Source organism: Bartonella sp. SL320, from assembly GCF_059687635.1.
Genome location: NZ_CM185143.1, coordinates 205279 through 225831, shown reverse-complemented (window position 1 = coordinate 225831; position 20553 = coordinate 205279). Strand labels below are relative to the sequence as shown.

The 20553-nt window shown below is 38.6% G+C and carries 19 protein-coding genes and 1 pseudogene; 10 read left to right on the top strand and 10 right to left on the bottom strand.

The window, feature by feature from the left end:
• Window positions 1-177: 177 nt before the first annotated feature.
• The 5 genes from AC6ER8_RS00875 to virB11 are packed head-to-tail and all read left to right on the top strand — an operon-like array spanning window position 178 to window position 4041.
• Window positions 178-321, top strand: a complete 144-nt coding sequence (locus AC6ER8_RS00875; protein ID WP_497078564.1) for a TrwH protein — start codon at window positions 178-180, stop codon at window positions 319-321.
• Entirely contained in the window at window positions 318-1019 is a 702-nt protein-coding gene (locus AC6ER8_RS00870) for a VirB8 family type IV secretion system protein (protein WP_497078562.1), read from the top strand. The genes AC6ER8_RS00875 and AC6ER8_RS00870 overlap by 4 nt, the downstream gene beginning before the upstream one ends.
• Window positions 1020-1032: 13 nt before the next feature.
• Window positions 1033-1839 carry a P-type conjugative transfer protein VirB9 gene (gene virB9 / locus AC6ER8_RS00865; protein WP_497078560.1) on the top strand — a complete coding sequence of 269 codons (807 nt, stop codon included), beginning with the start codon at window positions 1033-1035 and terminating at the stop codon, window positions 1837-1839.
• Window positions 1839-3005, top strand: a complete 1167-nt coding sequence (virB10, locus tag AC6ER8_RS00860; protein WP_497079697.1) for a type IV secretion system protein VirB10 — start codon at window positions 1839-1841, stop codon at window positions 3003-3005. Before virB9 ends, virB10 begins: the two co-directional genes overlap by 1 nt.
• Window positions 2980-4041 (top strand): P-type DNA transfer ATPase VirB11, encoded by a 1062-nt coding sequence (gene virB11, locus AC6ER8_RS00855; RefSeq protein WP_497078558.1) that lies wholly within the window; start codon window positions 2980-2982, stop codon window positions 4039-4041. Before virB10 ends, virB11 begins: the two co-directional genes overlap by 26 nt.
• Before the next feature lie 2505 nt (window positions 4042-6546).
• Here virB11 and AC6ER8_RS00850 read toward each other — a convergent pair.
• The 8 genes and pseudogenes from AC6ER8_RS00850 to rimM form a co-directional block, all read right to left on the bottom strand.
• Window positions 6547-6834 (bottom strand): annotated as a pseudogene (locus AC6ER8_RS00850) (4Fe-4S dicluster domain-containing protein); the annotation flags it as partial.
• Window positions 6835-6909: 75 nt separating this feature from the next.
• Window positions 6910-7689, bottom strand: a complete 780-nt coding sequence (locus AC6ER8_RS00845) for a succinate dehydrogenase iron-sulfur subunit (RefSeq protein ID WP_497078556.1) — start codon at window positions 7687-7689, stop codon at window positions 6910-6912.
• A 14-nt stretch (window positions 7690-7703) separates the two neighbouring features.
• Window positions 7704-9548: a succinate dehydrogenase flavoprotein subunit gene (gene sdhA, locus AC6ER8_RS00840; RefSeq protein WP_497078554.1), complete on the bottom strand. Its 1845-nt coding sequence runs from the start codon at window positions 9546-9548 to the stop codon at window positions 7704-7706.
• Between the two features lie 6 nt (window positions 9549-9554).
• Window positions 9555-9941 (bottom strand): succinate dehydrogenase, hydrophobic membrane anchor protein, encoded by a 387-nt coding sequence (gene sdhD, locus AC6ER8_RS00835; RefSeq protein ID WP_497078552.1) that lies wholly within the window; start codon window positions 9939-9941, stop codon window positions 9555-9557.
• Window positions 9942-9959: 18 nt separating this feature from the next.
• Window positions 9960-10361, bottom strand: a complete 402-nt coding sequence (sdhC, locus tag AC6ER8_RS00830) for a succinate dehydrogenase, cytochrome b556 subunit (protein WP_497078550.1) — start codon at window positions 10359-10361, stop codon at window positions 9960-9962.
• A gap of 477 nt (window positions 10362-10838) precedes the next feature.
• Window positions 10839-11279, bottom strand: coding sequence for a 50S ribosomal protein L19 (gene rplS, locus AC6ER8_RS00825; protein ID WP_497078548.1), 441 nt, complete (start codon window positions 11277-11279; stop codon window positions 10839-10841).
• A gap of 213 nt (window positions 11280-11492) precedes the next feature.
• Window positions 11493-12191 carry a tRNA (guanosine(37)-N1)-methyltransferase TrmD gene (gene trmD, locus AC6ER8_RS00820; protein ID WP_497078546.1) on the bottom strand — a complete coding sequence of 233 codons (699 nt, stop codon included), beginning with the start codon at window positions 12189-12191 and terminating at the stop codon, window positions 11493-11495.
• 337 nt (window positions 12192-12528) lie between these two features.
• Window positions 12529-13071, bottom strand: coding sequence for a ribosome maturation factor RimM (rimM, locus tag AC6ER8_RS00815; protein ID WP_497078544.1), 543 nt, complete (start codon window positions 13069-13071; stop codon window positions 12529-12531).
• Window positions 13072-13203: 132 nt separating this feature from the next.
• Between rimM and AC6ER8_RS00810 the strand changes: the two genes are divergently transcribed.
• Complete coding sequence (locus AC6ER8_RS00810; protein ID WP_497078542.1) at window positions 13204-14025, top strand: SapC family protein; 822 nt, start codon at window positions 13204-13206, stop codon at window positions 14023-14025.
• Between the two features lie 3 nt (window positions 14026-14028).
• Window positions 14029-14997, top strand: coding sequence for a tyrosine recombinase XerC (locus AC6ER8_RS00805; RefSeq protein WP_497078540.1), 969 nt, complete (start codon window positions 14029-14031; stop codon window positions 14995-14997).
• 539 nt (window positions 14998-15536) lie between these two features.
• On the opposite strand, the gene AC6ER8_RS00800 is transcribed toward AC6ER8_RS00805, so the two are convergent.
• Entirely contained in the window at window positions 15537-15809 is a 273-nt protein-coding gene (locus tag AC6ER8_RS00800) for a BolA family protein (RefSeq protein ID WP_497078538.1), read from the bottom strand.
• A 124-nt stretch (window positions 15810-15933) separates the two neighbouring features.
• Between AC6ER8_RS00800 and AC6ER8_RS00795 the strand changes: the two genes are divergently transcribed.
• The 3 genes from AC6ER8_RS00795 to cobT all read left to right on the top strand — a co-directional run bounded on the left by AC6ER8_RS00795 (window position 15934) and on the right by cobT (window position 19649).
• A complete protein-coding gene (locus tag AC6ER8_RS00795) occupies window positions 15934-16551 on the top strand; it encodes a J domain-containing protein (RefSeq protein ID WP_497078536.1) in 618 nt (205 codons plus the stop codon).
• Between the two features lie 203 nt (window positions 16552-16754).
• Window positions 16755-17735: a cobaltochelatase subunit CobS gene (cobS, locus tag AC6ER8_RS00790; RefSeq protein ID WP_497078534.1), complete on the top strand. Its 981-nt coding sequence runs from the start codon at window positions 16755-16757 to the stop codon at window positions 17733-17735.
• A 15-nt stretch (window positions 17736-17750) separates the two neighbouring features.
• A complete protein-coding gene (gene cobT, locus AC6ER8_RS00785) occupies window positions 17751-19649 on the top strand; it encodes a cobaltochelatase subunit CobT (RefSeq protein WP_497078532.1) in 1899 nt (632 codons plus the stop codon).
• A 506-nt stretch (window positions 19650-20155) separates the two neighbouring features.
• Here the strand turns inward: cobT and AC6ER8_RS00780 are convergent.
• Window positions 20156-20278, bottom strand: coding sequence for a HaeIII family restriction endonuclease (locus AC6ER8_RS00780; RefSeq protein ID WP_497078530.1), 123 nt, complete (start codon window positions 20276-20278; stop codon window positions 20156-20158).
• Window positions 20279-20553 lie beyond the last annotated feature (275 nt).

Genomic DNA, 20553 nt, shown 5'->3' with positions numbered 1-20553 from the left:
CTAATCTCAAAGTAGGCAATGTTTGCACTGAAACTGAATTCTTTCATGGAATAAAATAAGATTATTAAATTAAAAAGTAAAATAAATGAAAATTATGCACTTTACTTTATATTCAAAATGATAATAATGATGATAAATGTTATATTGTATATAACAGAAAAAAAGAGTAGCATTAAAATGAAACGTTTCATTCTTGTAATATTGATTATGAATCTCTTATCAGCTTGTGCGTTAGCACCAAAGCTAAAACAACCAAATGATAGAAACCGTGTTCCTGTCAACAAAACAATCCCTGCCGAAATTCAGCGAGGAGCCATATGAAAGAAAAACAAACTAAACCAATAAAAGCTGAAAAACTTAATGCTTATTATGAAGAAAGCCGCGGCTTAGAACGGGATCTCATCAATGAATTTATAAGATCGCGTAGAACGGCTTGGCGTGTCGCGAGTGCTGTTGGTCTTTTTGGCTTATTCGGTATGATATGTGGAGTCGTTGGGTTTTCTCAACCAGCTCCAACACCTCTAGTGTTACGCGTTGACAACACAACAGGTGCAGTTGATGTTATCTCGATCATGCGCGAGCATGAAGATAGCTATGGTGAGGTTGTAGACAGATATTGGCTCAATCAATATGTGCTTAACCGCGAAACCTATGACTATGATACCATCCAACTGAACTATGATACAACAGCACTTTTAAGCGCAGCAGCTGTTCAACAAGAATATTATAAAATTTATGAAGGAGAGAAGGCGCGGGATAAAGTACTTTCTAACAAAGCACGTATTACCGTTAAAGTGAGATCGATTCAGCCAAACGGACTCGGTCAAGCAACTGTACGTTTTACAACGCAACAACTTGACAGCAGCGGAGCTGCTACTGGACCTAAACAACACCAAATCGCAACAATTGGCTACACCTATGTCGGTGCACCTATGAAATCATCTGATCGATTGCTTAACCCCCTTGGTTTCCAAGTAACAAGTTACCGTTCTGATCCGGAAGTCCTGTTGAATGATTAAGGAATTGATTGTTATGAAAAAACTTGCATTCATTGTTCTATTGTCTTCATTTTCTTCTCTTTATACGGTACCTGTACAGGCGCTCAAAAGTCCGTCAAATTCACAATATGATCACCGAATTCGCTATATAACATATAACGAAGCCGATGTGGTTCAAATTGAAACGGTTCTTGGTGTAGCAACACATATCATTCTTGAAGAAGGTGAACGCTATATCACGCATGCTTTTGGTGATTCAGAAGCCTATGCCTTTGCCCATAAAGGACGGCATATTTTTATTAAACCAAAAGCAGAACTCGCCAACACCAATCTTATCATTGTAACTGATAAGCGGAGCTACAAATTCCGTCTGCAATTTCGAAATGACCGTGCGGGAGCTACTTATGAATTGGCTTTCCATTATCCCGATTCAACGGATGAAAAGTCAGAATCAAATAGCCAACACCTTGCGATTGAACGTGGTTTTTACCAAAGCGTAAAAGGTTATAATCTCAGTTACACCATGAGCGGTCACCAGGATATTGCTCCTATAAATGCTTGGGATAATGGACGTATTACTTATTTCAAGTTTCCTGCTAACATGGATATGCCATCGATTTATGTTGTAGATGCCGAAGGAAACGAAAGCTTAATACCGCGAACTGTTGTCGGCAATTCTAATGATATTATCGCTGTGCATAAAGTTAATCCTAAATGGCTTATACGACTTGGAAAACGTGCTTTAGCTGTTTTCAATGAAGCCTATGATCCCCATGGTATACCCAATACAACCGGAACAATATCTTCGGTGGTTCATCGCGTCAATAAAGGAGGAAAATGATGTTTGGTAATGGGAAAGGAGAGGAAAAAGGTAGAAAACTGGACAATCCGGAGCAAAAACATGTTGAAGGTGCCTATGGAGGGTCAGAACTAGGTTCAGAACGCCGCCCTACAATTCCTGGTGCCCGTGCATTGTTAATAGTAGGGCTTATTGTCATCATAGCAGTACCGATTGCTTTGACTTGGAAGGCTTTAAAAATGCGCAATACCGTGGAAGTTGAGGAAGAAACACCACAACAAGCGGTACAGCAAATTATACCACGCTATACGCCGCGAGTTATAGAAGAGCCAACGGTTCCAGAAGAAAGTAATGAATCAACACAACCAGAAAACTCAACTCTAGAGATTCCACCAGCTTTGAGTAGACTTCTTCAAACAACCATTCCTCCACATTTGCTTAAAGATTCTGAAGAATTAGCACGCAAACGTATGCTCAGTTCTAGTCTTAACAGTGGTGGGAGCGAAGGGTCTACAGAGACAAAAAATACATCGAATGATGGTAGTAATAATGGTGTATTATTCGATAATCTTCAGCCTGTACGTTTAGGTCAATCACACGCGATGCAACTGCGTAACCGTGACCTCTTGATTACGCAGGGAACGCAAATAGATTGCACATTGGAAACAAAAATCATCACCTCACAGCCTGGAATGACGACATGTCATTTAACGCGTGATGTGTATTCCACAAGTGGTCGCGTTGTTTTGCTCGATCGTGGCTCTAAAGTCGTTGGTTTTTACCAAAGTGGTATACAACAAGGACAAACGCGTGTGTTTGTACAATGGTCGCGTATTGAAACCCCTTCTGGAGTTATTGTCAATCTTGACTCACCCGGTACAGGCCCTCTTGGTGAAGCAGGTATCGGCGGTTGGATTGATAGACATTTCTGGGAGCGATTTGGCGGTGCAATTATGGTCAGTATCATCGGTGATTTAGGAGAATGGGTGCGAAGCAAAATCAACAAGAGCAGCAAAGAAGATAAAGAGAAATCACAATCTCCAAATGCTCAGACAGGTGCTCAGAATGCTGAATCGATCGTAACTGATGTTCTTCAAAACTCCATCAATATCACACCAACTCTTTATAAAAACCAAGGCGAAAGAGTAAATATTTTTGTTGCTCGTGATCTGGATTTCAGCAATGTCTACAGTCTCGTCACACGTTAATCCGATACAAAAAGATCAAGCTGTTTCTCAGCTTCTGCAACCGCTTGATCGTTTCTTAGAAGATCCGAAGATTACTGAATTATCGATCTGCCGTCCCTGTGAAGTGTGGACAAAAAGTTTCAACGGATGGCAGGTCCATAGCGTACCAGAGTTAACGACAGCTTTTTTACAAACACTGATTACGGCTATTATCGTTTATAACGGTATGGCTCCTAGAAGTATTAATTATGTGCTATTGCCTGGTGGACAACGTGGTACAATTATACAAACACCAGCTGTCGTTGATGGTGCTCTTTCCTTTGTCATTCGTAAACATTCTCTTATCGTTAAGACGTTAGAAGAGCTCAAAGAAGAAGGCGCTTTTGATAATTTTTCCGATGTAAGTTTTAATAAGCCTTCGGAAAAAGAAGCCAATAACTTGTTATTAAAACAAGACTTTACACGATTGGAACCATTTGAAGTTCAACTTCTACAACGTAAACGTGAAGGAAAAATTCTTGAATTTTTGCAAGAATGTGTTCTTTATAAACGCAATATTATCATTGCAGGTAAAACAGGATCTGGTAAAACAACATTTGCTCGTTCACTCATTGAAAAGGTCCCTGTAGAAGAGCGCATTATTACGATTGAAGATGTTCATGAACTTTTTCTCCCCAATCATCCAAACCATGTCCATATGATTTATGGTAACAACGTGGGTCGTGTTTCCGCTGAAGAATGCTTAGATGCGTGTATGCGTCAATCGCCTGACCGAATTTTTCTTGCTGAATTACGAGGCAATGAAGCATGGGAATATCTCAATTCACTCAATACGGGTCATCCTGGATCGATTACAACGACGCATGCCAACAGTGCTTTGCAGACATTTGAACGCTGTGCCACCTTGATTAAAAGGTCAGAAGTTGGTCGCCAACTCGAGATAGAAATGATAAAGATCGTTCTTTATACAACAGTTGATGTCGTATTATTCTTTAAAGATAGGAAACTTTCTGAAGTCTTTTACGACCCGATTTTTGCTAAATCAAAAATCGCTTAAAGGAAATTCCTCTCTCGATAACAGTACACAGATAAAAAAGCCGTAATCAATTGTTACGGCTTTTTATTGTGTATCCCCTCTTCTCTTTGCTTCACCAATGCATTTTCTACACCCTTCATGAACACAAAAAGAAAATAGCTACAAAGTAAATATTTCAACAAAAATAAAAAAATAACTTTTGATTTGTCTAACAATAAAAGCTTTATAAAACAGCTCTTTATAGATCATTACCAACAATTATCGATATCAAGAAAAAAGCTTATTTTAAATGATCAGTAGTGTTTTACCTAAACAATCTTCAGATACAGAAAAACTTATACACATACACGATCATTCTGATTTAGTATCTATAAATCACATGCTATTAAAGAATAAAACGTATACTCACCTATCAATTTCTTCCTCGGACAAAAAAAGATTCTTATCCCACACCAACTTATAAACAATCAAATTTCTCTAAAGAAGGCTTTGTTAACCATATTACGTGAGGATCATATCCCTACCTTCAAAGACAATGTCCATAAACTATATAAGTAAGTCCTGCTCATAAATATTCCTGCTCTCTTCTCAATATTTCAAAGAGTAAAAATTCCGACAAGCACAGATCGACAATCCAATTTCTTAAGATGAATCACATTGATTTATAAAGAGTGTCCATTGTTTTGCATATTGGATAAAAGACCTTAACACTGTAGAATTTTTTCATTCCAAATCTGTTTATGTTGAATTAACCAAAAATAACTTGCTTGTATGTTACAAACGGAAAAGTCTGCGTGAATAAAAACTGTACTAAGCAAGCACTAAAAATGCCTTTTCATGAACCATTTCAAAAACTAAGGATTGTTAGATTGAAAACTAACAAAGTATGTAAGGATTCTGGCTTGCTCTTTCATAAGCCAAGGAAGTGGTACTTGTATAGATTTTATATTATTTCCAAGGGGTTTTATCGTTATACTTACCCTTCACGAGCTCCATCACGAAATAGGTATGACAAGCGTTGAGAAATATTTCTTTAAAACAAGCCCGTGAATTGGTAACACAACGGTAACATATTTAACTTTACGTTTTCTTATTCTTACAGGAAAAGGCACACACATCCTTTGCTTTATCGCCGTGAAAAGCAAATTGAAGAGAATATATAGACAATTCTTGACTCGAAGATATGAAAAATCTACGTGGTACTATAGAAGATTTTCTGTGTACCGTTATCATCAGAGATATTAGAAGTTTCGAGATAAGTAAACTTGATTTTTCACAATGATTTCTTTTTTCTGCAGCCCATCACGACTCTCTTAATATTAATTTCATTATCATAATATATAAGAGAGACTGGACTAAAAGCCCGTCTACATGGATTCCCATTCTAATTTATATGGATTAGCTAGTAAACGCCATCAATCACCCCCAAAAGAATAAAGCTTTTTAACCAGTATCGATCTGTCATCCCTTTCCTTCCCTAGCAGGTTTCATTTTCTAAACACTTTAGCACCACATCTCAAATGATGGCATTTTACGGAACAAAAAAATAAATACCCAAACAATCACTGATGATACCGTTAACATTTGGCAGGCTTTCTTTCATGTTAAGAAATGCCTCTTATATCGAAAAATAAAAAAAGCACTTTGTACTGCTTAAACAAATTTGTTGAAGCATATATGCAAGCGAAAATAAAATTCAGTAATATAAAAATAGAACCTAAATTTAGAAAACCCTACATTTTTTATTGGATAAAAATATATAACATTAGCCTATACAAATTTCATCAAAATACAACACACCTTCCTTGATGATTGGATTCGTTTGCCTCAAACCAATCTACAAACATCGCTTATTTCACATTCAAAATACATGTTCCTAAAATTTTAGCTACTGTTTTCTAAACTTTTAGAAAAATTTATAAAGTTTATATTTTTCAAAATCCTTTTTGGGCTATCTAATAAGTTTAAATCATTTGATGTTATAATAACTTTCCCCCCTTAATTATATGATCTGACACAATAACAGAGAATGATTTTACATGTTCCAATTTTGAGAACTATAAATTTTATTTTTTAATGCGATTAATAATAGAATCTCTAAAATATAATATAACCTTTGAATATACGCGATGATGGGTATAAAAACGCTCAATCACTGAATATCAGAAGTGTTTTCGACATTATAACGGACTATCGTTACTTCTTTGTATTTCATTTGAATGATTTACATGCGCTATAAAATTTGTATTATTCTTTGTTCTTTTGTGATTTATTGATATAAGATAATTTTTACCAATTGAATTATGCATTAAAATAATAATATTGATACAAATTTAATGAAAATATAGCGTATTGTTTTTACATAGAACGCCGCTTGAAGTATTTATTTTTACCCACAAGTTTTACGTCTTTTTAAGGAAATATAATTATGACGCTCCCCCCTCATAAAAAACCAATGCGCTTTTAGAGATTTAATCTCCAAAAACACATACCATCTCCCACCTTGACCTTTACTTTTATGAATGATTAACTTTTAAAGCAACGTTCAATCATGAGCTTTTTAATTTCAGCAATCGCTTTTGCTGGATTTAATCCTTTTGGACAAGTTTACGCACAATTCATAGAGAGTATGGCAACGATAAAGGCGGAAAGGATCCTCTCAAATTATCAAGACGTTTACCACACATCTCATCACGCGAATCCGGTAATCCAGTGATACGCTTGAAGCAAAATAGCGGGGCCCAAAGTGCGATCACCATTCCACCAATAACTGGGACATGATGTTTGGCAACAGGCACGCAAAATACATTTATGAAAACTGTCTATTTTGAGGAAAAGAATAAGAAAAAATCTATCCCTTCTTATTTTCCTCTTATTAATGATTAACTTTTAAAGACGGCGTTCAACCATGAGCTTTTTAATTTCAGCAATCGCTTTTGCTGGATTTAATCCTTTTGGACAAGTCTGCGCACAATTCATAATCGTATGACAGCGATAAAGACGGAAAGGATCTTCTAAATTATCAAGACGTTCACCGCACATTTCATCACGTGAATCCGCAATCCAGCGATACGCTTGAAGCAAAACAGCGGGACCTAAATAACGATCACCGTTCCACCAATAACTTGGACATGATGTTTGACAACAGGCACACAAAATACATTCATAAAGACCATCAATTTTTTGTCGGTCGGAGTGACTTTGTAACCATTCTTTCGCAGGTTCAGGTGAAACAGTTTGCAACCAAGGCTCAATGACTCGGTGTTGTGCATAAAAGCTCTTTAAATCAGGGACCAAATCCTTAACAACCGGCATAGAGGGTAAAGGGTAGACCTTAATGGGGTGTTTTACATCATCCATACCCTTAGTACAAGCCAATGTATTGGCTCCATCGATATTCATCGCACAAGAACCACAGATGCCTTCACGGCAAGATCGACGAAGTGTCAAAGTGGGATCAATATGGTTTTTAATAAACAAAAGCCCATCAAGAATCATCGGACCACAAGCGGAACGATCCACATAATAAGTATCTAGACGGGGATTTTCTTCATCATCAGGTGACCAACGATACACATGAAACTCTGTCAGTTTTGTCGCACCTTCAGGTTTAGGCCAAACCTTTCCCGGTTTGACTTGAGAGTTTTTGGGAAGCTTAATTTGTACCATATTTCATTCTCCCCTTAATAAACCCGTTTCTTAGGTGCAATGCGCTTTAAATCGATTCCACCATCAGCTTCAGCTGTTAATGGATCTACATGAACAGGCCGATAAGACAAAGTTACCTTACCCTCTTTGGACAAATGTGAAAGTGTATGTTTTCGCCAATTTTTATCATCACGCTCTGGATAATCTTCACGAGCATGAGCACCGCGGCTTTCTAAACGTGCTTCTGCAGAATAAACAGTCATGATTGCATTTGCCATGAGATTTTGAAGCTCTAACGTTTCCACCAAATCAGAATTCCATATCAGGGAGCGATCTGTGACTTTTAGATCAGACAATTCTCCCCAGATTTTATTCATCCGTTGACATCCCTGTTGCAAAGAATCCTCTGTACGGAAGACAGCCGCATCTTCTTGCATTGTGCGCTGCATTTTTTCACGCAATAGCGCTGTTGGGATTGCCCCTTGCGCAAAACGTAAACGATCAAAACGCGCCATAATTTCGTCAACAGCTTCTTCATTCAAAGGTGGAATTTCTGCGTTCCTATCAATAACTTCACCCGCGCGAATGGCAGCAGCACGACCAAACACCACAAGATCAATCAATGAATTTGATCCCAAACGATTAGCACCATGAACAGAAGCGCATCCCGCTTCTCCTACCGCCATTAAGCCTGGTTGAATACGATCAGGCGAATCAGCTGTTGGATTGAGAACTTCTCCGTAGTAGTTGGTCGGAATCCCACCCATATTATAATGAACCGTTGGCAAGATGGGAATCGGTTCTTTTGTGACATCCACCCCTGCAAAAATTCGTGCTGATTCCGAAATACCGGGTAAACGCTCATGTAAAATCGCAGGATCAATATGATTAAGAACCAAATGAATATGATCCTTTTTGGGTCCAACGCCACGCCCTTCACGAATTTCAAGCGTGATACAACGCGAAACCAAGTCGCGTGAAGCCAAATCCTTAAAGGAAGGTGCATAACGCTCCATAAAGCGTTCACCTTCAGAATTGATTAAATAGCCCCCCTCACCCCGAGCTCCCTCTGTAATAAGACAACCAGAACCATAAATCCCTGTGGGATGGAATTGCACAAATTCCATATCTTGGAGAGGCAATCCAGCCCGTGCGATCATTCCACCACCATCACCCGTACAGGTATGGGCTGATGTTGCGGAAAAATAAGCACGCCCATAGCCACCGGTTGCTAAAACAACCATTTTTGCAGAAAAACGATGTATTGTACCATCATCAAGATTCCACGCCACAACCCCCGTACATACTCCATCTGTCATGATGAGATCGAGCGCAAAATATTCAATAAAAAATTGCGCATTATGCTTTAAGCTTTGTCCATAAAGCGTGTGCAAAATGGCATGGCCTGTACGATCAGCGGCTGCACAAGTCCGTTGAACAGGTGGACCTTCACCAAATTGTGTCGTATGTCCACCAAAGGGACGTTGATAAATTTTTCCTTCTTGTGTTCGTGAAAAAGGAACGCCATAATGTTCTAATTCATATACAGCAGCTGGAGCGTTACGCACCAAATACTCCATTGCATCGGTATCACCCAGCCAATCAGAACCTTTCACAGTATCATATAAATGCCACTGCCAATTGTCAGGTCCCATATTCGAGAGTGACGCTGCGATACCCCCTTGTGCTGCCACCGTATGTGAGCGGGTTGGAAAAACCTTCGTGATACAAGCTGTTTTTAATCCCTGTTCTGCCATACCAAGTGTTGCACGCAAACCCGCACCACCAGCCCCAACAACAACAACATCAAATTTATGATCTACAGTGCGATAAGGGGCGTTACCTGCTCTAGCGCCCAAAGATGATCTTGTACCCGCCATATTTGTTTAACCCCCTAATGCAATTTTCAAAAGAGAAAAAATAATGACACCACCTATAAAAAAACAAAATGCAATATTTAATGTCAAAAAGAGTAACCGTAAACCTTCGCGCGGAATATAATCTTCAATAACGACCTGCATACCAAGCTTCATATGATAAAGGACTGAAAAAGTCATCAATCCCATTAAAATAGCAACAACAGGATGAGCAATCCGTGCACGCACAATACTATAATCCTTGCCCACGAGCGAAAGAATAAGAACAATAAAAAATATCAAAAGCGGCAGATTAACAAACCCTGTCAAACGTTGTAGCCAAAAATGCTCTGTCCCTTCATGAGCACTCCCACGCCCCCGTACTTTTGCAAGTTCCGTTCGAAAATCTTCTTTCATATCTCTTTTCACCCCCAGCTAAATAAGGCTATATCCAATAATCCAAATTACAAAAGTAACAATAAGAGAAATAAATACCGTCATCCAGGCAGTCACTGTCGCTTTTTCTTTTGCCAAAAGATAAGGCATCATATCCCAAACAATGTGTCGAAGTCCACCAACCATATGATGAACGCCTGCCAAAGTATAAAGAAACAGGATACACAACCCAAACCAAGAACCATAAATTCCGTTGACTGTTCTGAATATTTCCTCCCCACACGAAATTGCAATTAACCAAACAGCAAGAAAGACCATCCCAACATAAAGAGCCACACCCGTGACACGATGCGCAATAGACATGGCCATAGTAATCGTCCAACGATAAATACTTATATGAGGGGAACGAGGGCGCTCTTTTATCCTAGTTGTCTCTACCATAAAATATCCTGACCTGGTTTCTTTCAACCACAATGAACGAGAAGTTTCGCACAAAACGAACAAATATATTATCTCGTTTTACTTGTTTGGCATCTCAAGATACCAATATTACAGGTCGGTTGTCTCAAATAACGGATTAAAGGTCACGCATAAAAAAACCGATTACTCCACGGATATAATCCGTAAAACGCATCTTAGCCTAATACAATTTTATCTTCACGTCAAAGGTCTAACATCTTTTCTCAAATATAAATATGCATTTTTTTCAGATTATACTTAATACTCTTGAGTATCTACGCTATGGGCAATGATATCCTGCACTCCACCCACTTATCTAAAGATAAAAAAGAGACCAAATTTGGATAGATTAAACACTTTTATGCTCTTTCCAGCCTTTTAAAGAATACAACGAATCATAAAAGACACAAATAAGCGGCATAAAAGCCGCTTTTGCATAAAATCTAACCGATATAATTTTTACTCAGCAACTTGCGTTTCAACATCTGCGCTTACAGGAGTCGTTTCTACCTTCTCAACAACTTTTTCAGCTTTTTTTCGATAATCTCTCTTTTCAGCAATACGTGCGGCTTTACCTCTCAAACCACGAAGATAATAAAGTTTTGCCCGACGCACTTTACCACGACGCACCAGCTCAACAGCTTCAATCAAAGGAGAATAAACAGGAAATACCCGTTCCACCCCTTCACCATAAGAAATCTTGCGAACTGTAAAGGTCTCATTCAACCCACCGCCTGAACGAGCAATACAAACCCCTTCATAAGCCTGAACACGCGTCCGCGTTCCTTCCGTCACACGCACCATGACACGAACCGTATCACCTGGTTGAAAGGCTGGAAATTGGCGCTTTTCCTCAATTTTTGCACATTGTTCAGCTTCAAGCTGTGCGATAATATTCATTTCTTTTATCCTTCATGTTCTTTATCGAACAGTCAGAGCGCTCAACTCTTACCCAAAAAGCCTTATATTAAGAAAAAGAAGCTCTTCAAGTTATGCCTTACACAGGAGCGAATACACCATTCCTTCATTTTAATTCTGGAACTACAGAAAACCTTTTATAAAAAACTCTTCAAAAGAAAGAGAGCCATGCAATACACTACCTTATCCTATGAATCAAGTTTTCTGACGATTTTTATCATAACGCCCATAAAGATCAGGACGACGTTGCCGTGTTAACAATTCGGATTGGCTTTGCCGCCAATCTGCGATTGCTTTATGATGACCTGAGAGCAACACAGGTGGAATCGCTCGTCCTTCGAAAAGAGAAGGGCGTGTATATTGGGGATGTTCTAGCAAACCATTTTCAAAACTTTCACACTTTGCAGAAGCTTTATTCCCCATCACACCAGGGAGAAGACGTATAATAGCATCTAAGATAACCAATGCTGCTGTTTCACCCCCTGAAAGAATATAATCACCAATAGAGACTTCTTCTAATTCTCGTGCCTCTATGACACGTTCATCAACCCCTTCAAAACGTCCACAAACCAACGTAATACCCGAATCACATGCCAAGCGGCGTGCATAAGCTTGGTCAAAAGGTCGCCCACGTGGACTCATCAACAATCTTGGTGAGTCCTGTGGACAATGATCAAGCGCAGCTGCCAACACATCCGCCCGCATCACCATTCCAGCCCCCCCACCAGCGGGTGTATCATCAACGCTATGGTGTTTATCCAAAGCAAAATCCCTAATCTGCACTGTCTCCAGTGACCAAATCCCGCGTTCTAAAGCTTGCCCTGCTAAAGAATATCCTAAAAAACCTGGAAACATTTCTGGGTAAAGCGTTAAAACGCGTGCATGAAATTGCATATTTATTTTTTCATCCTCATTTTACTCAATAAACTCTTGTTAATTATTCAACAAACTCTTTTAAGTCAAAATGGCACAAATCAGATCGATATAACGCTATAGCGTTAATTAGAAACTTCTTTTATCTGTATCATATTCAACATAATCCTTCTCTTAACTTGTAGTTAAAAAAGATCCTAAAAATTCAGGAATATTTAGAGATAAAGTGCTATAATATCTGCTCAAAAGTGTCTTCTTAATATTTTCATACCTTCCACTTCTTATTGACGAAATTCACCGGTGATTTTTTACCTTCACTTTTATTTTTTGATGTTCAAGCTATTTCCTTGATTTATATTTATCCACTTTCTCCCCCATTGCTAAGACCAGCAGCTCGGAGATCAACAACAAGAAAGCCAGAATCCATACAAATTTCTGGTACCGCTGCCTTACTAAAGGGAATAAGCACCTTTTTTCCCATATTCAAACGTATTTCAAGCAAATCACCGGCCCCGAAATTAAAAAAAGCACACACTTCACCTAAGACTGTGCCTCCACAGTCTTGAACGCGCAACCCTATTAAATCGACCTGATAAAACTCATCCTCTTCCAAATCATCAATCAATTGATCGCGCGTTACATAAAGACGAATCCCTTTTAAAGACTCAGCATCATTACGATTATCGACCCCTTTAAAACGTACAATTGCCTTATTTTTTTGTATACGAAGAGTTACAATTTCATAGGAACGCCCCATATCATCATAAAGAGTCCCATAAAATTTAAAACGCTGTGGCTCAGCACCTAAAATTTTAACAAAAACATCTCCTTTTATACCGTGAGGCATACCAATAATGGCAAGATAGACTTTATTTTTAAGCTTTTCTTTATTATATTTCATTCAAAAACATTATCTCTCAAAAGTGAACCCTCGATCTTAATCATTTCTATTTAATCTTGTTGCCATATTGAAACAATCTTCCCAAAAGACCTTTCTTGGTAACAAAAACAAATTAATATAAGGAGAAGTCTTATGGCAAATATTATGCTATTTTACAAAGATATCACCCCAATCAACAAAGTTTCTCATAAAAACCTAAAATTTGCGCCGCCAAGTGATATGTCTTTTGCCCAAAATACGCACTGGGTTCCTTTAGCAAGTACTGAATATTTTCAAGCAGCACTAGACTATCCTATTTTATTTATGTGCGCTGAAGATGAACAAAAAAAACGGCACTATACATCGGCTGCTCTTGTTGGTCTTTCTAACGACGAAAACGACTATATTACCTCTGATAAAAGTTGGAAAACCAATACGTATGTTCCAGCTTTTGTTCGTCGCTATCCTTTTGTTTTGGCACAAATTAGCAATGAAAAAGAACTTTCCGTTTGCTTTGATCAACAATCTGGGATGTTTAATGAAGTTGCAGGAACAGAGCTTTTTAATTCCGATGGCTCTATTTCTCCTTTTATGGAAGAACGTATTCGTTTTCTTGAAAGCTTTAAAATTGCTATGGAGAAAACCTCTGAATTTATTGATGCTCTTGTGGAAATGGACCTTCTCAGCCAAAAATCAATCAATGTAAAAAATGATAAAGGCCTCTCAGCACAATTAGAAAATTTCTGGGTTGTTGACGAAGAAAAATTAAATAAACTGTCGGCAAGCCAACTTGCCAAACTTCATAAAAACGGCTTTTTAGGATTAATTTTTGCGCACTTAATGTCAACGCATAATCTTTTAAAAATCCTCTCTCTCAAAGGAGAAAAACAACTTATGAACCATGAAGAGAAACCGGAAAATAAAAATGGTCATGCTGATGATGAAAAATCTAAAAAGAAAGAAACCCTCAACTAGATAATGCCCATCAAAAACGACAAGAGAAAAGATGAAAATAACCCTCTCATTCCAGCCGATCATGCAGTTTTAACCGCAAGGAAAAGCTGGTTAGAGTGTCTCGTGAAAACACGTCGTATGTCCGCACAAACAGCGCAAGCCTATGAACGTGATACGCGGCAATTTTTATCTTTTCTCTGTCAACATTTAGGTCATGCACCAACTCTCACCGATCTTTCTCAATTACACGTCAGCGATTTACGGGCTTATCTTGCATTTCGACGGACCAACAATGTTAGTGCTCGCTCTTTAAGCCGTGGGGTAGCAGGCATCCGTTCTTTTTTCAAATATCTATCGCGCGAAGGAATCGTCAATATTCCCGCTGCTCAACTTATCCGAAGCCCAAAACATCGAAAATCGCTCCCAAGACCTTTGGCAATAAATTCAGCGCTCAACATCGTTAAACAAGAAAATCAGCTAGAAAACGAAGCTTGGATTACCGCGCGTAATACTGCTGTCCTCATGCTTCTCTATGGCTGTGGAATGCGCATATCAGAAGCCTTAAGCCTCACACCAGAACAGTTTTCTGATCCCGGGAAAACAAGTTTATTCATAACAGGAAAAGGAGGCAAAACACGCCTTGTTCCTCTCATCAAAATTGTTTACGAAGCTGTACAAAATTATCTCAAATGTTGTCCCTATCCTTTGAAAGATAACCAACCTATATTTCGCGGTGCGCGAGGAGGTCCCCTCCAACCTGCCATTATTCAGAAAGCTGTACGTAATTTACGTGCAAATCTTGGTTTACCAGAAACAGCCACCCCCCATACACTGCGCCATTCTTTTGCTACCCATCTTTTATCACGAGGGGGAGATTTGCGAACGATTCAAGAACTTCTTGGGCACGCGAGTCTTTCTACCACACAAACCTATACCCATGTCGATACGGACCATCTGTTGGAAATTTACCAAAAAGCTCATCCGCGTTCTTAAAAAGACCTCATCAAAAATTAATTTTTTTCAATTTCAAAAACCAAAACACAAACACAAGTTGCGAACTCTTCTAGTAAAATTTTATCAATTACTCGCTATATTTCTATATGCAATGATAATTTTAAAAACTACAAACATTTGATTTATAATGATAATATAGCATTCTTCAACTTGAATAAAGACCTTGAATATCGTAATATTTTCTCATTTCAAATCTGTGTATAGTCAAACAATCAAAAGCTTTGTTACACATCACAAGTGTGAACTAGCGTGGTGTAAAAACTGAACAGAAAAGACATGCCTTTTATGAAACATCTTAAGTGCTAAGAATCGCACAACAGCGGTGAGCTGAAAAAGTGTGTTACCGCGCTTACTTGCTCTTTTCTGAAGCATAAAGATGGAGATATTCAACATCAATAGATTTTATACATCTCATGAAAGCTCACTATTATACCATTCACATTCACGGGAAGTTGTCGCGAAATGGGTGTGACAAGCATTGAGAAGTATTTCTTTTTAAAAAAATTTTAAGAGAAAAATTAAAGCCTTTCAACTTCAAGTGCTAAAGCGTGAACACAGGTCGCTAACTCTTCTTGCAAAACTTGATAAATGGCTCGATGTATTTCTATGCGTGTCATATTGGAAAAAGAAGAAGATAAAATTTTCACGCGAAAATGTGTTTCTCCTTTACCATCGAAAGCATGCTCATTATGGGGATGTCCCTCATGAAGATGACTCTCATTAATCACCTCAAGTCTCTGCGGATGAAAAGCATCCTGAAGCTTTTTCTTGATTATCGTTTCTATAGACATTTTTCGTTCCTTAACAAAATGAACGTGCAGGGATACACTTTTTCGTAACCATATTTAAGTGTGAAAACAAATTTTTCAAAAGTCAATTCTTGTAAAATTAATCAATTTTGCATAAACCAAGAATATGACAATAACATCTAAATTATTCGATTCAATTCGCATAAGCTCAAATAAAAAGCAACAGACTGAGCCAGAAGTGCAACAGTGTCAGTGGGAAGGTTGTGAAAAGGCAGGTACCCATAAAGCACCAGCAGGTCGAAATCACGAAGGACAATATCTTCATTTTTGTATTGAGCACGTGCGTGCCTATAATAAAAATTTTAATTACTTCTCGGGTCTTAGCAATCAAGATATCGCAAAGTTCCAAAAGGATGCTCTTACAGGACATCGCCCAACATGGCCTACAGATCTTAGCAATGGTACATCGAAAAAAACCGCTGCCAATTATGCAAAAATTCGCTCTGGGACAGCAGCCTATCAAAATCGTATGCGCGATCCCTTCACGCTTTTGAACGGACGGCATAGCAATAGTTTCTCACGAAAATTAAAGCCCTTAGAAGCCAAAGCTTTTGATACACTGGGACTAAAAGCAAACGCTTCAGCAGAAGATATCAAAATGAAATATAAAGAGTTGGTAAAAAAACACCATCCTGATTCCAATGGTGGGAATCGTGCTTCAGAAGAGCGCTTTCGCGATGTTTTGCATGCTTATAATTTGCTCAAAAAGTCTGGTCTTTGCTAAAACACCAGTTGAGGTGACCCCATTTTCATTGCACCCCTCATTCTTTACATAAAACATTGTTGTTTTCACAAACGTTTCAAATTACGTGAAAAAAGATCTTCCTTCATCTCTAAGGCTTGCATTATAGAGCATTGCATAAATGCTCCAACTCTTGTATCGTTTTCTCATGAAATAAATAGCATCCTTTCCCTGCCAGAAGCACAATGACAAATCTTAACCTTGAAAATTTGCCCGATATTACACTTTGCGCTCGCGATCTGTTTCATATTGAAACAGATATGAAAATCCCTGCTTTTAGCACCAAAAGCCCCCATGTTCCTGATATCGATCCCGATTATCTTTTTGATCCGCAAACAACTTTAGCGATTCTTGCAGGTTTTACGTTTAACCGTCGTGTCATGGTTTCCGGTTATCACGGTACAGGCAAATCAACACATATTGAACAAGTTGCTGCCCGCCTCAACTGGCCTTGTCTTCGCATTAATCTCGACAGCCATGTAAGCCGTATCGATCTTGTAGGAAAAGATGCAATCGTTTTAAAAGATGGCTTACAAATTACTGAATTTAAAGAGGGCATTTTGCCATGGGCTTATCAAAATAATATTGCTCTTGTTTTCGACGAATATGATGCGGGGCGTCCTGATGTTATGTTTGTCATCCAACGTGTTCTTGAAACCTCTGGCAAACTCAGCTTACTTGATCAAAGCCGCGTGATCTCTCCTCATCCCGCCTTTCGTCTTTTTGCAACAGCCAATACCATTGGTCTTGGTGATACAACAGGGCTCTATCATGGTACCCAACAAATCAATCAAGCCCAAATGGACCGCTGGTCTATTGTAACGATACTTAATTATTTACCCCATGATAAAGAGGTTGATATCGTTTGTTCAAAGGTCAAATCCTTTCAAACAGCTGAGGGGAAGAAAACAATTTCACAAATGGTTCATGTTGCTGATATGGTTCGCCAAGCTTTTATCAATGGAGATCTTTCAACAGTCATGAGCCCGCGAACTGTCATTACTTGGGCAGAAAATATCACAATTTTTCAAGATATCGGCTTTGCTTTTCGATTAACCTTTCTCAATAAATGTGATGAACTCGAACGTGCCACTGTCGCAGAATTTTATCAACGCGCCTTTGGACAAGAGCTTCCCGAATCGCTCATGCAGGGTGTCTTGTCTTAAAGGAATATGTCAATTATGGCTATCGCCTCTGACGATAACAGCAAAAACCAAACAAACAATTTTTCCCCCAATACGCTTGATAGTGAAGCTTTTAAGAAAGCGCTTTCTACTTGTATGCGTGCAATTGCCGGTACATCTCACCTAGAAGTATCCTTTAGTTTCAACAGGCCATCTTTGAGCGAAAGCTGTGCACGTTTACCAGAATTACCACAACACGCCACACATAAAGATATCACTATTACCCGTGGCTTGGGTGATTCCATGGCTCTGCGCAAAGCATGGCATGATAACCACATTCACATGCAATTTTCTCCAGTAGAATCAGAAGCACGCGCTATCTTTGATGCCCTTGAACAAACACGTGTTGAAGCAATCGGGTCTTTAGCCATGGAGGGACTTGCAAAAAACCTTGATGTCATGCTCGCTGATAAATACAAAAGAGCCCATTATGAAAAGATCAGCAATCAAAATGAAGCCCCCATCCAAGAAGCGATTGCCCTTTTATTGCGTGAAAAAATAACAAAGCGCACAGCCCCAAAAGAAGCAGGTCCCGTCTTAGAATTGTGGCGTCAAGAACTCGAACAAAAAGCCGCAACACAGCTCAATGAACTCACGCACCATATTTACAACCAACAAGCTTTTGCACAAATCGTTCGCCAAATGCTTGCTACCCTTAAAATGACCGTACAACAAGATGAAACTTCTGACAGTGAAAACAATAAAAAATTAAAAAACGAATCTGAACCGCACGATCAAACAGAAGAAGAAAATAAAAATAAAAAACACGCTCAAAGTGAAGAACAAACCAGCACTGAACAAGAAAGTGATGTACAAGACGAAGGAAAAACACAAGCAACACAAACAAACGACCATGATCAAGCTGACGGCGAGCAAAAAAATGATTCTTGGCAAGAAAAGCCAAGCAAACCAAAACGTCTTTTTTCCGATTCAGAACAAATGGAAAGACTTGGCAATTATAAAATATTCACCCGTCAATTTGATCAGATTTTGGAAGCAACTGATTTTTGTTCTGAAAATGAATTAGATCACTTGCGCCGTTATCTTGATAAGCAAATTAATCATCTTCAAAACATTGTTGGACGTTTAGCCAACCGTCTTCAACGCCGCCTTATGGCACAACAAAATCGCAACTGGCACTTTGACCTTGAAGAAGGATATCTCGATACAGCAAGGCTTCCACGCCTGATTATTGATCCCATGCAACCCCTTTCTTTTAAAATGGAAAGCAATACTCAATTTCGAGATACTGTTGTTTCACTCCTCATTGATAATTCTGGTTCAATGCGCGGACGCCCCATTAGCGTTGCCGCAAGTTGTGCCGATATTTTGACACAAACGCTTGAGCGTTGTGGTGTCAAAGTTGAAATTTTAGGTTTTACCACCAACACATGGAAAGGGGGAAAATCACGCGAAAAATGGCTCGAGCAGCATAAGCCTCCTCATCCTGGACGCCTGAATGATTTGTGTCATATCATCTATAAAAGTGCGGATACCCCATGGCGTCGCGCACGCCGCAATCTAGGTTTGATGATGCAAGAAGGCTTATTAAAAGAAAATATCGATGGAGAAGCTTTAATTTGGGCACATCAACGCCTGTTATCACGACGTGAACAACGCCGCATTCTCATGGTGATTTCTGATGGCGCCCCTGTTGACGACTCAACACTCTCAGTCAACACCAGCAATTATCTAGAAAAACATTTACGTGCAGTGATTCAAGAAATTCAAACACATTCCCCCATTGAACTCATTGCCATTGGAATTGGTCATGATGTCACCCGTTATTATCAACGTGCTGTCACAATTATGAATGCCGAAGAGCTTGCAAACGCTATAACAAAACAACTAGAAACACTTTTTAGTGATAAAACACCTAAACTTTATAAAAAATAAAACACACCTTCAATCAGCAACACAGCCAATACAGCAATACATTGATTTATAATGATATATCTAGCGTTATCCAATTTGCATGAGAACCCTAAATACTGTACGATTCTCTCATTTCAAATCTCTCTATATTGAATCAATCAAACAAAATCATGTCTCTTGCGCTTTACAAGCCCGATTAGCGCGCAGATAAAAGCTGTACAAGAAAAACATACCTCTTTTGAACCATCTCAAATGCCAAGAGCTGGTCTGCAATATTGAGGAATGAGCAAAGTTGTGTGATAGTGTCCGGTGTGCTTCTTCATAAACGTTTTATCGTTATACCATTCACGAGCCGCCACCGCGAAATGAGCTTGGGAGCTCTTTGAAAGATATCTCTTTAAAACAAGCCCATAAATTAATAATCCCCGTATATTAATAATCTAAGTATATTCTGCCTGCAGCGTTTTGTCTTACGTGAAGAACGTGAGACCTCATCGATCAGCAACATTAAAAAATGCCCCCTATCATTAAACCATTGGAATTTGATGGCTAACAACTTGAGAAGATAATCGCACAAATTGAATATCAAATTTTAAGGAAGCTTCTACTTTACTAGAGGCATTATGAACTCTAAAAGAAATGTGCTCCATCCATCTTCAAAAAATTATAATGAGTTTTTTTATTTTCTGGTTTTATTGCAACGGATAAAATTTTACTTGGAATTCTTCATTTACGACCATATCCTAGAGGATCATTCACACCAAAAGACTGAATAATTACCCGTTTTTGTCTCGATCTTTTATCTATCATAATCTTATAAAAATCATAAGAACCTATAATATACTGAAACAATAGCTTAACAAATTTATCTTGATAATCTAAACAAAACCTTTAAAGTTTTTTTAGAAAAAGCTTCTAGGATTGA

Coding starts and splice junctions, on each gene's coding strand:
- AC6ER8_RS00875 (WP_497078564.1), top strand. CDS start 178: ATGAAACGTTTCATTCTTGTAATATTGATTATGAATCTCTTATCAGCT.
- AC6ER8_RS00800 (WP_497078538.1), bottom strand. CDS start 15,809: ATGTCTATAGAAACGATAATCAAGAAAAAGCTTCAGGATGCTTTTCAT.
- virB10 (WP_497079697.1), top strand. CDS start 1,839: ATGTTTGGTAATGGGAAAGGAGAGGAAAAAGGTAGAAAACTGGACAAT.
- rplS (WP_497078548.1), bottom strand. CDS start 11,279: ATGAATATTATCGCACAGCTTGAAGCTGAACAATGTGCAAAAATTGAG.
- virB11 (WP_497078558.1), top strand. CDS start 2,980: ATGTCTACAGTCTCGTCACACGTTAATCCGATACAAAAAGATCAAGCT.
- sdhC (WP_497078550.1), bottom strand. CDS start 10,361: ATGGTAGAGACAACTAGGATAAAAGAGCGCCCTCGTTCCCCTCATATA.
- AC6ER8_RS00870 (WP_497078562.1), top strand. CDS start 318: ATGAAAGAAAAACAAACTAAACCAATAAAAGCTGAAAAACTTAATGCT.
- cobS (WP_497078534.1), top strand. CDS start 16,755: ATGACAAATCTTAACCTTGAAAATTTGCCCGATATTACACTTTGCGCT.
- cobT (WP_497078532.1), top strand. CDS start 17,751: ATGGCTATCGCCTCTGACGATAACAGCAAAAACCAAACAAACAATTTT.
- rimM (WP_497078544.1), bottom strand. CDS start 13,071: ATGAAATATAATAAAGAAAAGCTTAAAAATAAAGTCTATCTTGCCATT.
- trmD (WP_497078546.1), bottom strand. CDS start 12,191: ATGCAATTTCATGCACGCGTTTTAACGCTTTACCCAGAAATGTTTCCA.
- AC6ER8_RS00810 (WP_497078542.1), top strand. CDS start 13,204: ATGGCAAATATTATGCTATTTTACAAAGATATCACCCCAATCAACAAA.
- virB9 (WP_497078560.1), top strand. CDS start 1,033: ATGAAAAAACTTGCATTCATTGTTCTATTGTCTTCATTTTCTTCTCTT.
- AC6ER8_RS00795 (WP_497078536.1), top strand. CDS start 15,934: ATGACAATAACATCTAAATTATTCGATTCAATTCGCATAAGCTCAAAT.
- AC6ER8_RS00845 (WP_497078556.1), bottom strand. CDS start 7,689: ATGGTACAAATTAAGCTTCCCAAAAACTCTCAAGTCAAACCGGGAAAG.
- sdhA (WP_497078554.1), bottom strand. CDS start 9,548: ATGGCGGGTACAAGATCATCTTTGGGCGCTAGAGCAGGTAACGCCCCT.
- sdhD (WP_497078552.1), bottom strand. CDS start 9,941: ATGAAAGAAGATTTTCGAACGGAACTTGCAAAAGTACGGGGGCGTGGG.
- AC6ER8_RS00780 (WP_497078530.1), bottom strand. CDS start 20,278: ATGGAGCACATTTCTTTTAGAGTTCATAATGCCTCTAGTAAAGTAGAA.
- AC6ER8_RS00805 (WP_497078540.1), top strand. CDS start 14,029: ATGCCCATCAAAAACGACAAGAGAAAAGATGAAAATAACCCTCTCATT.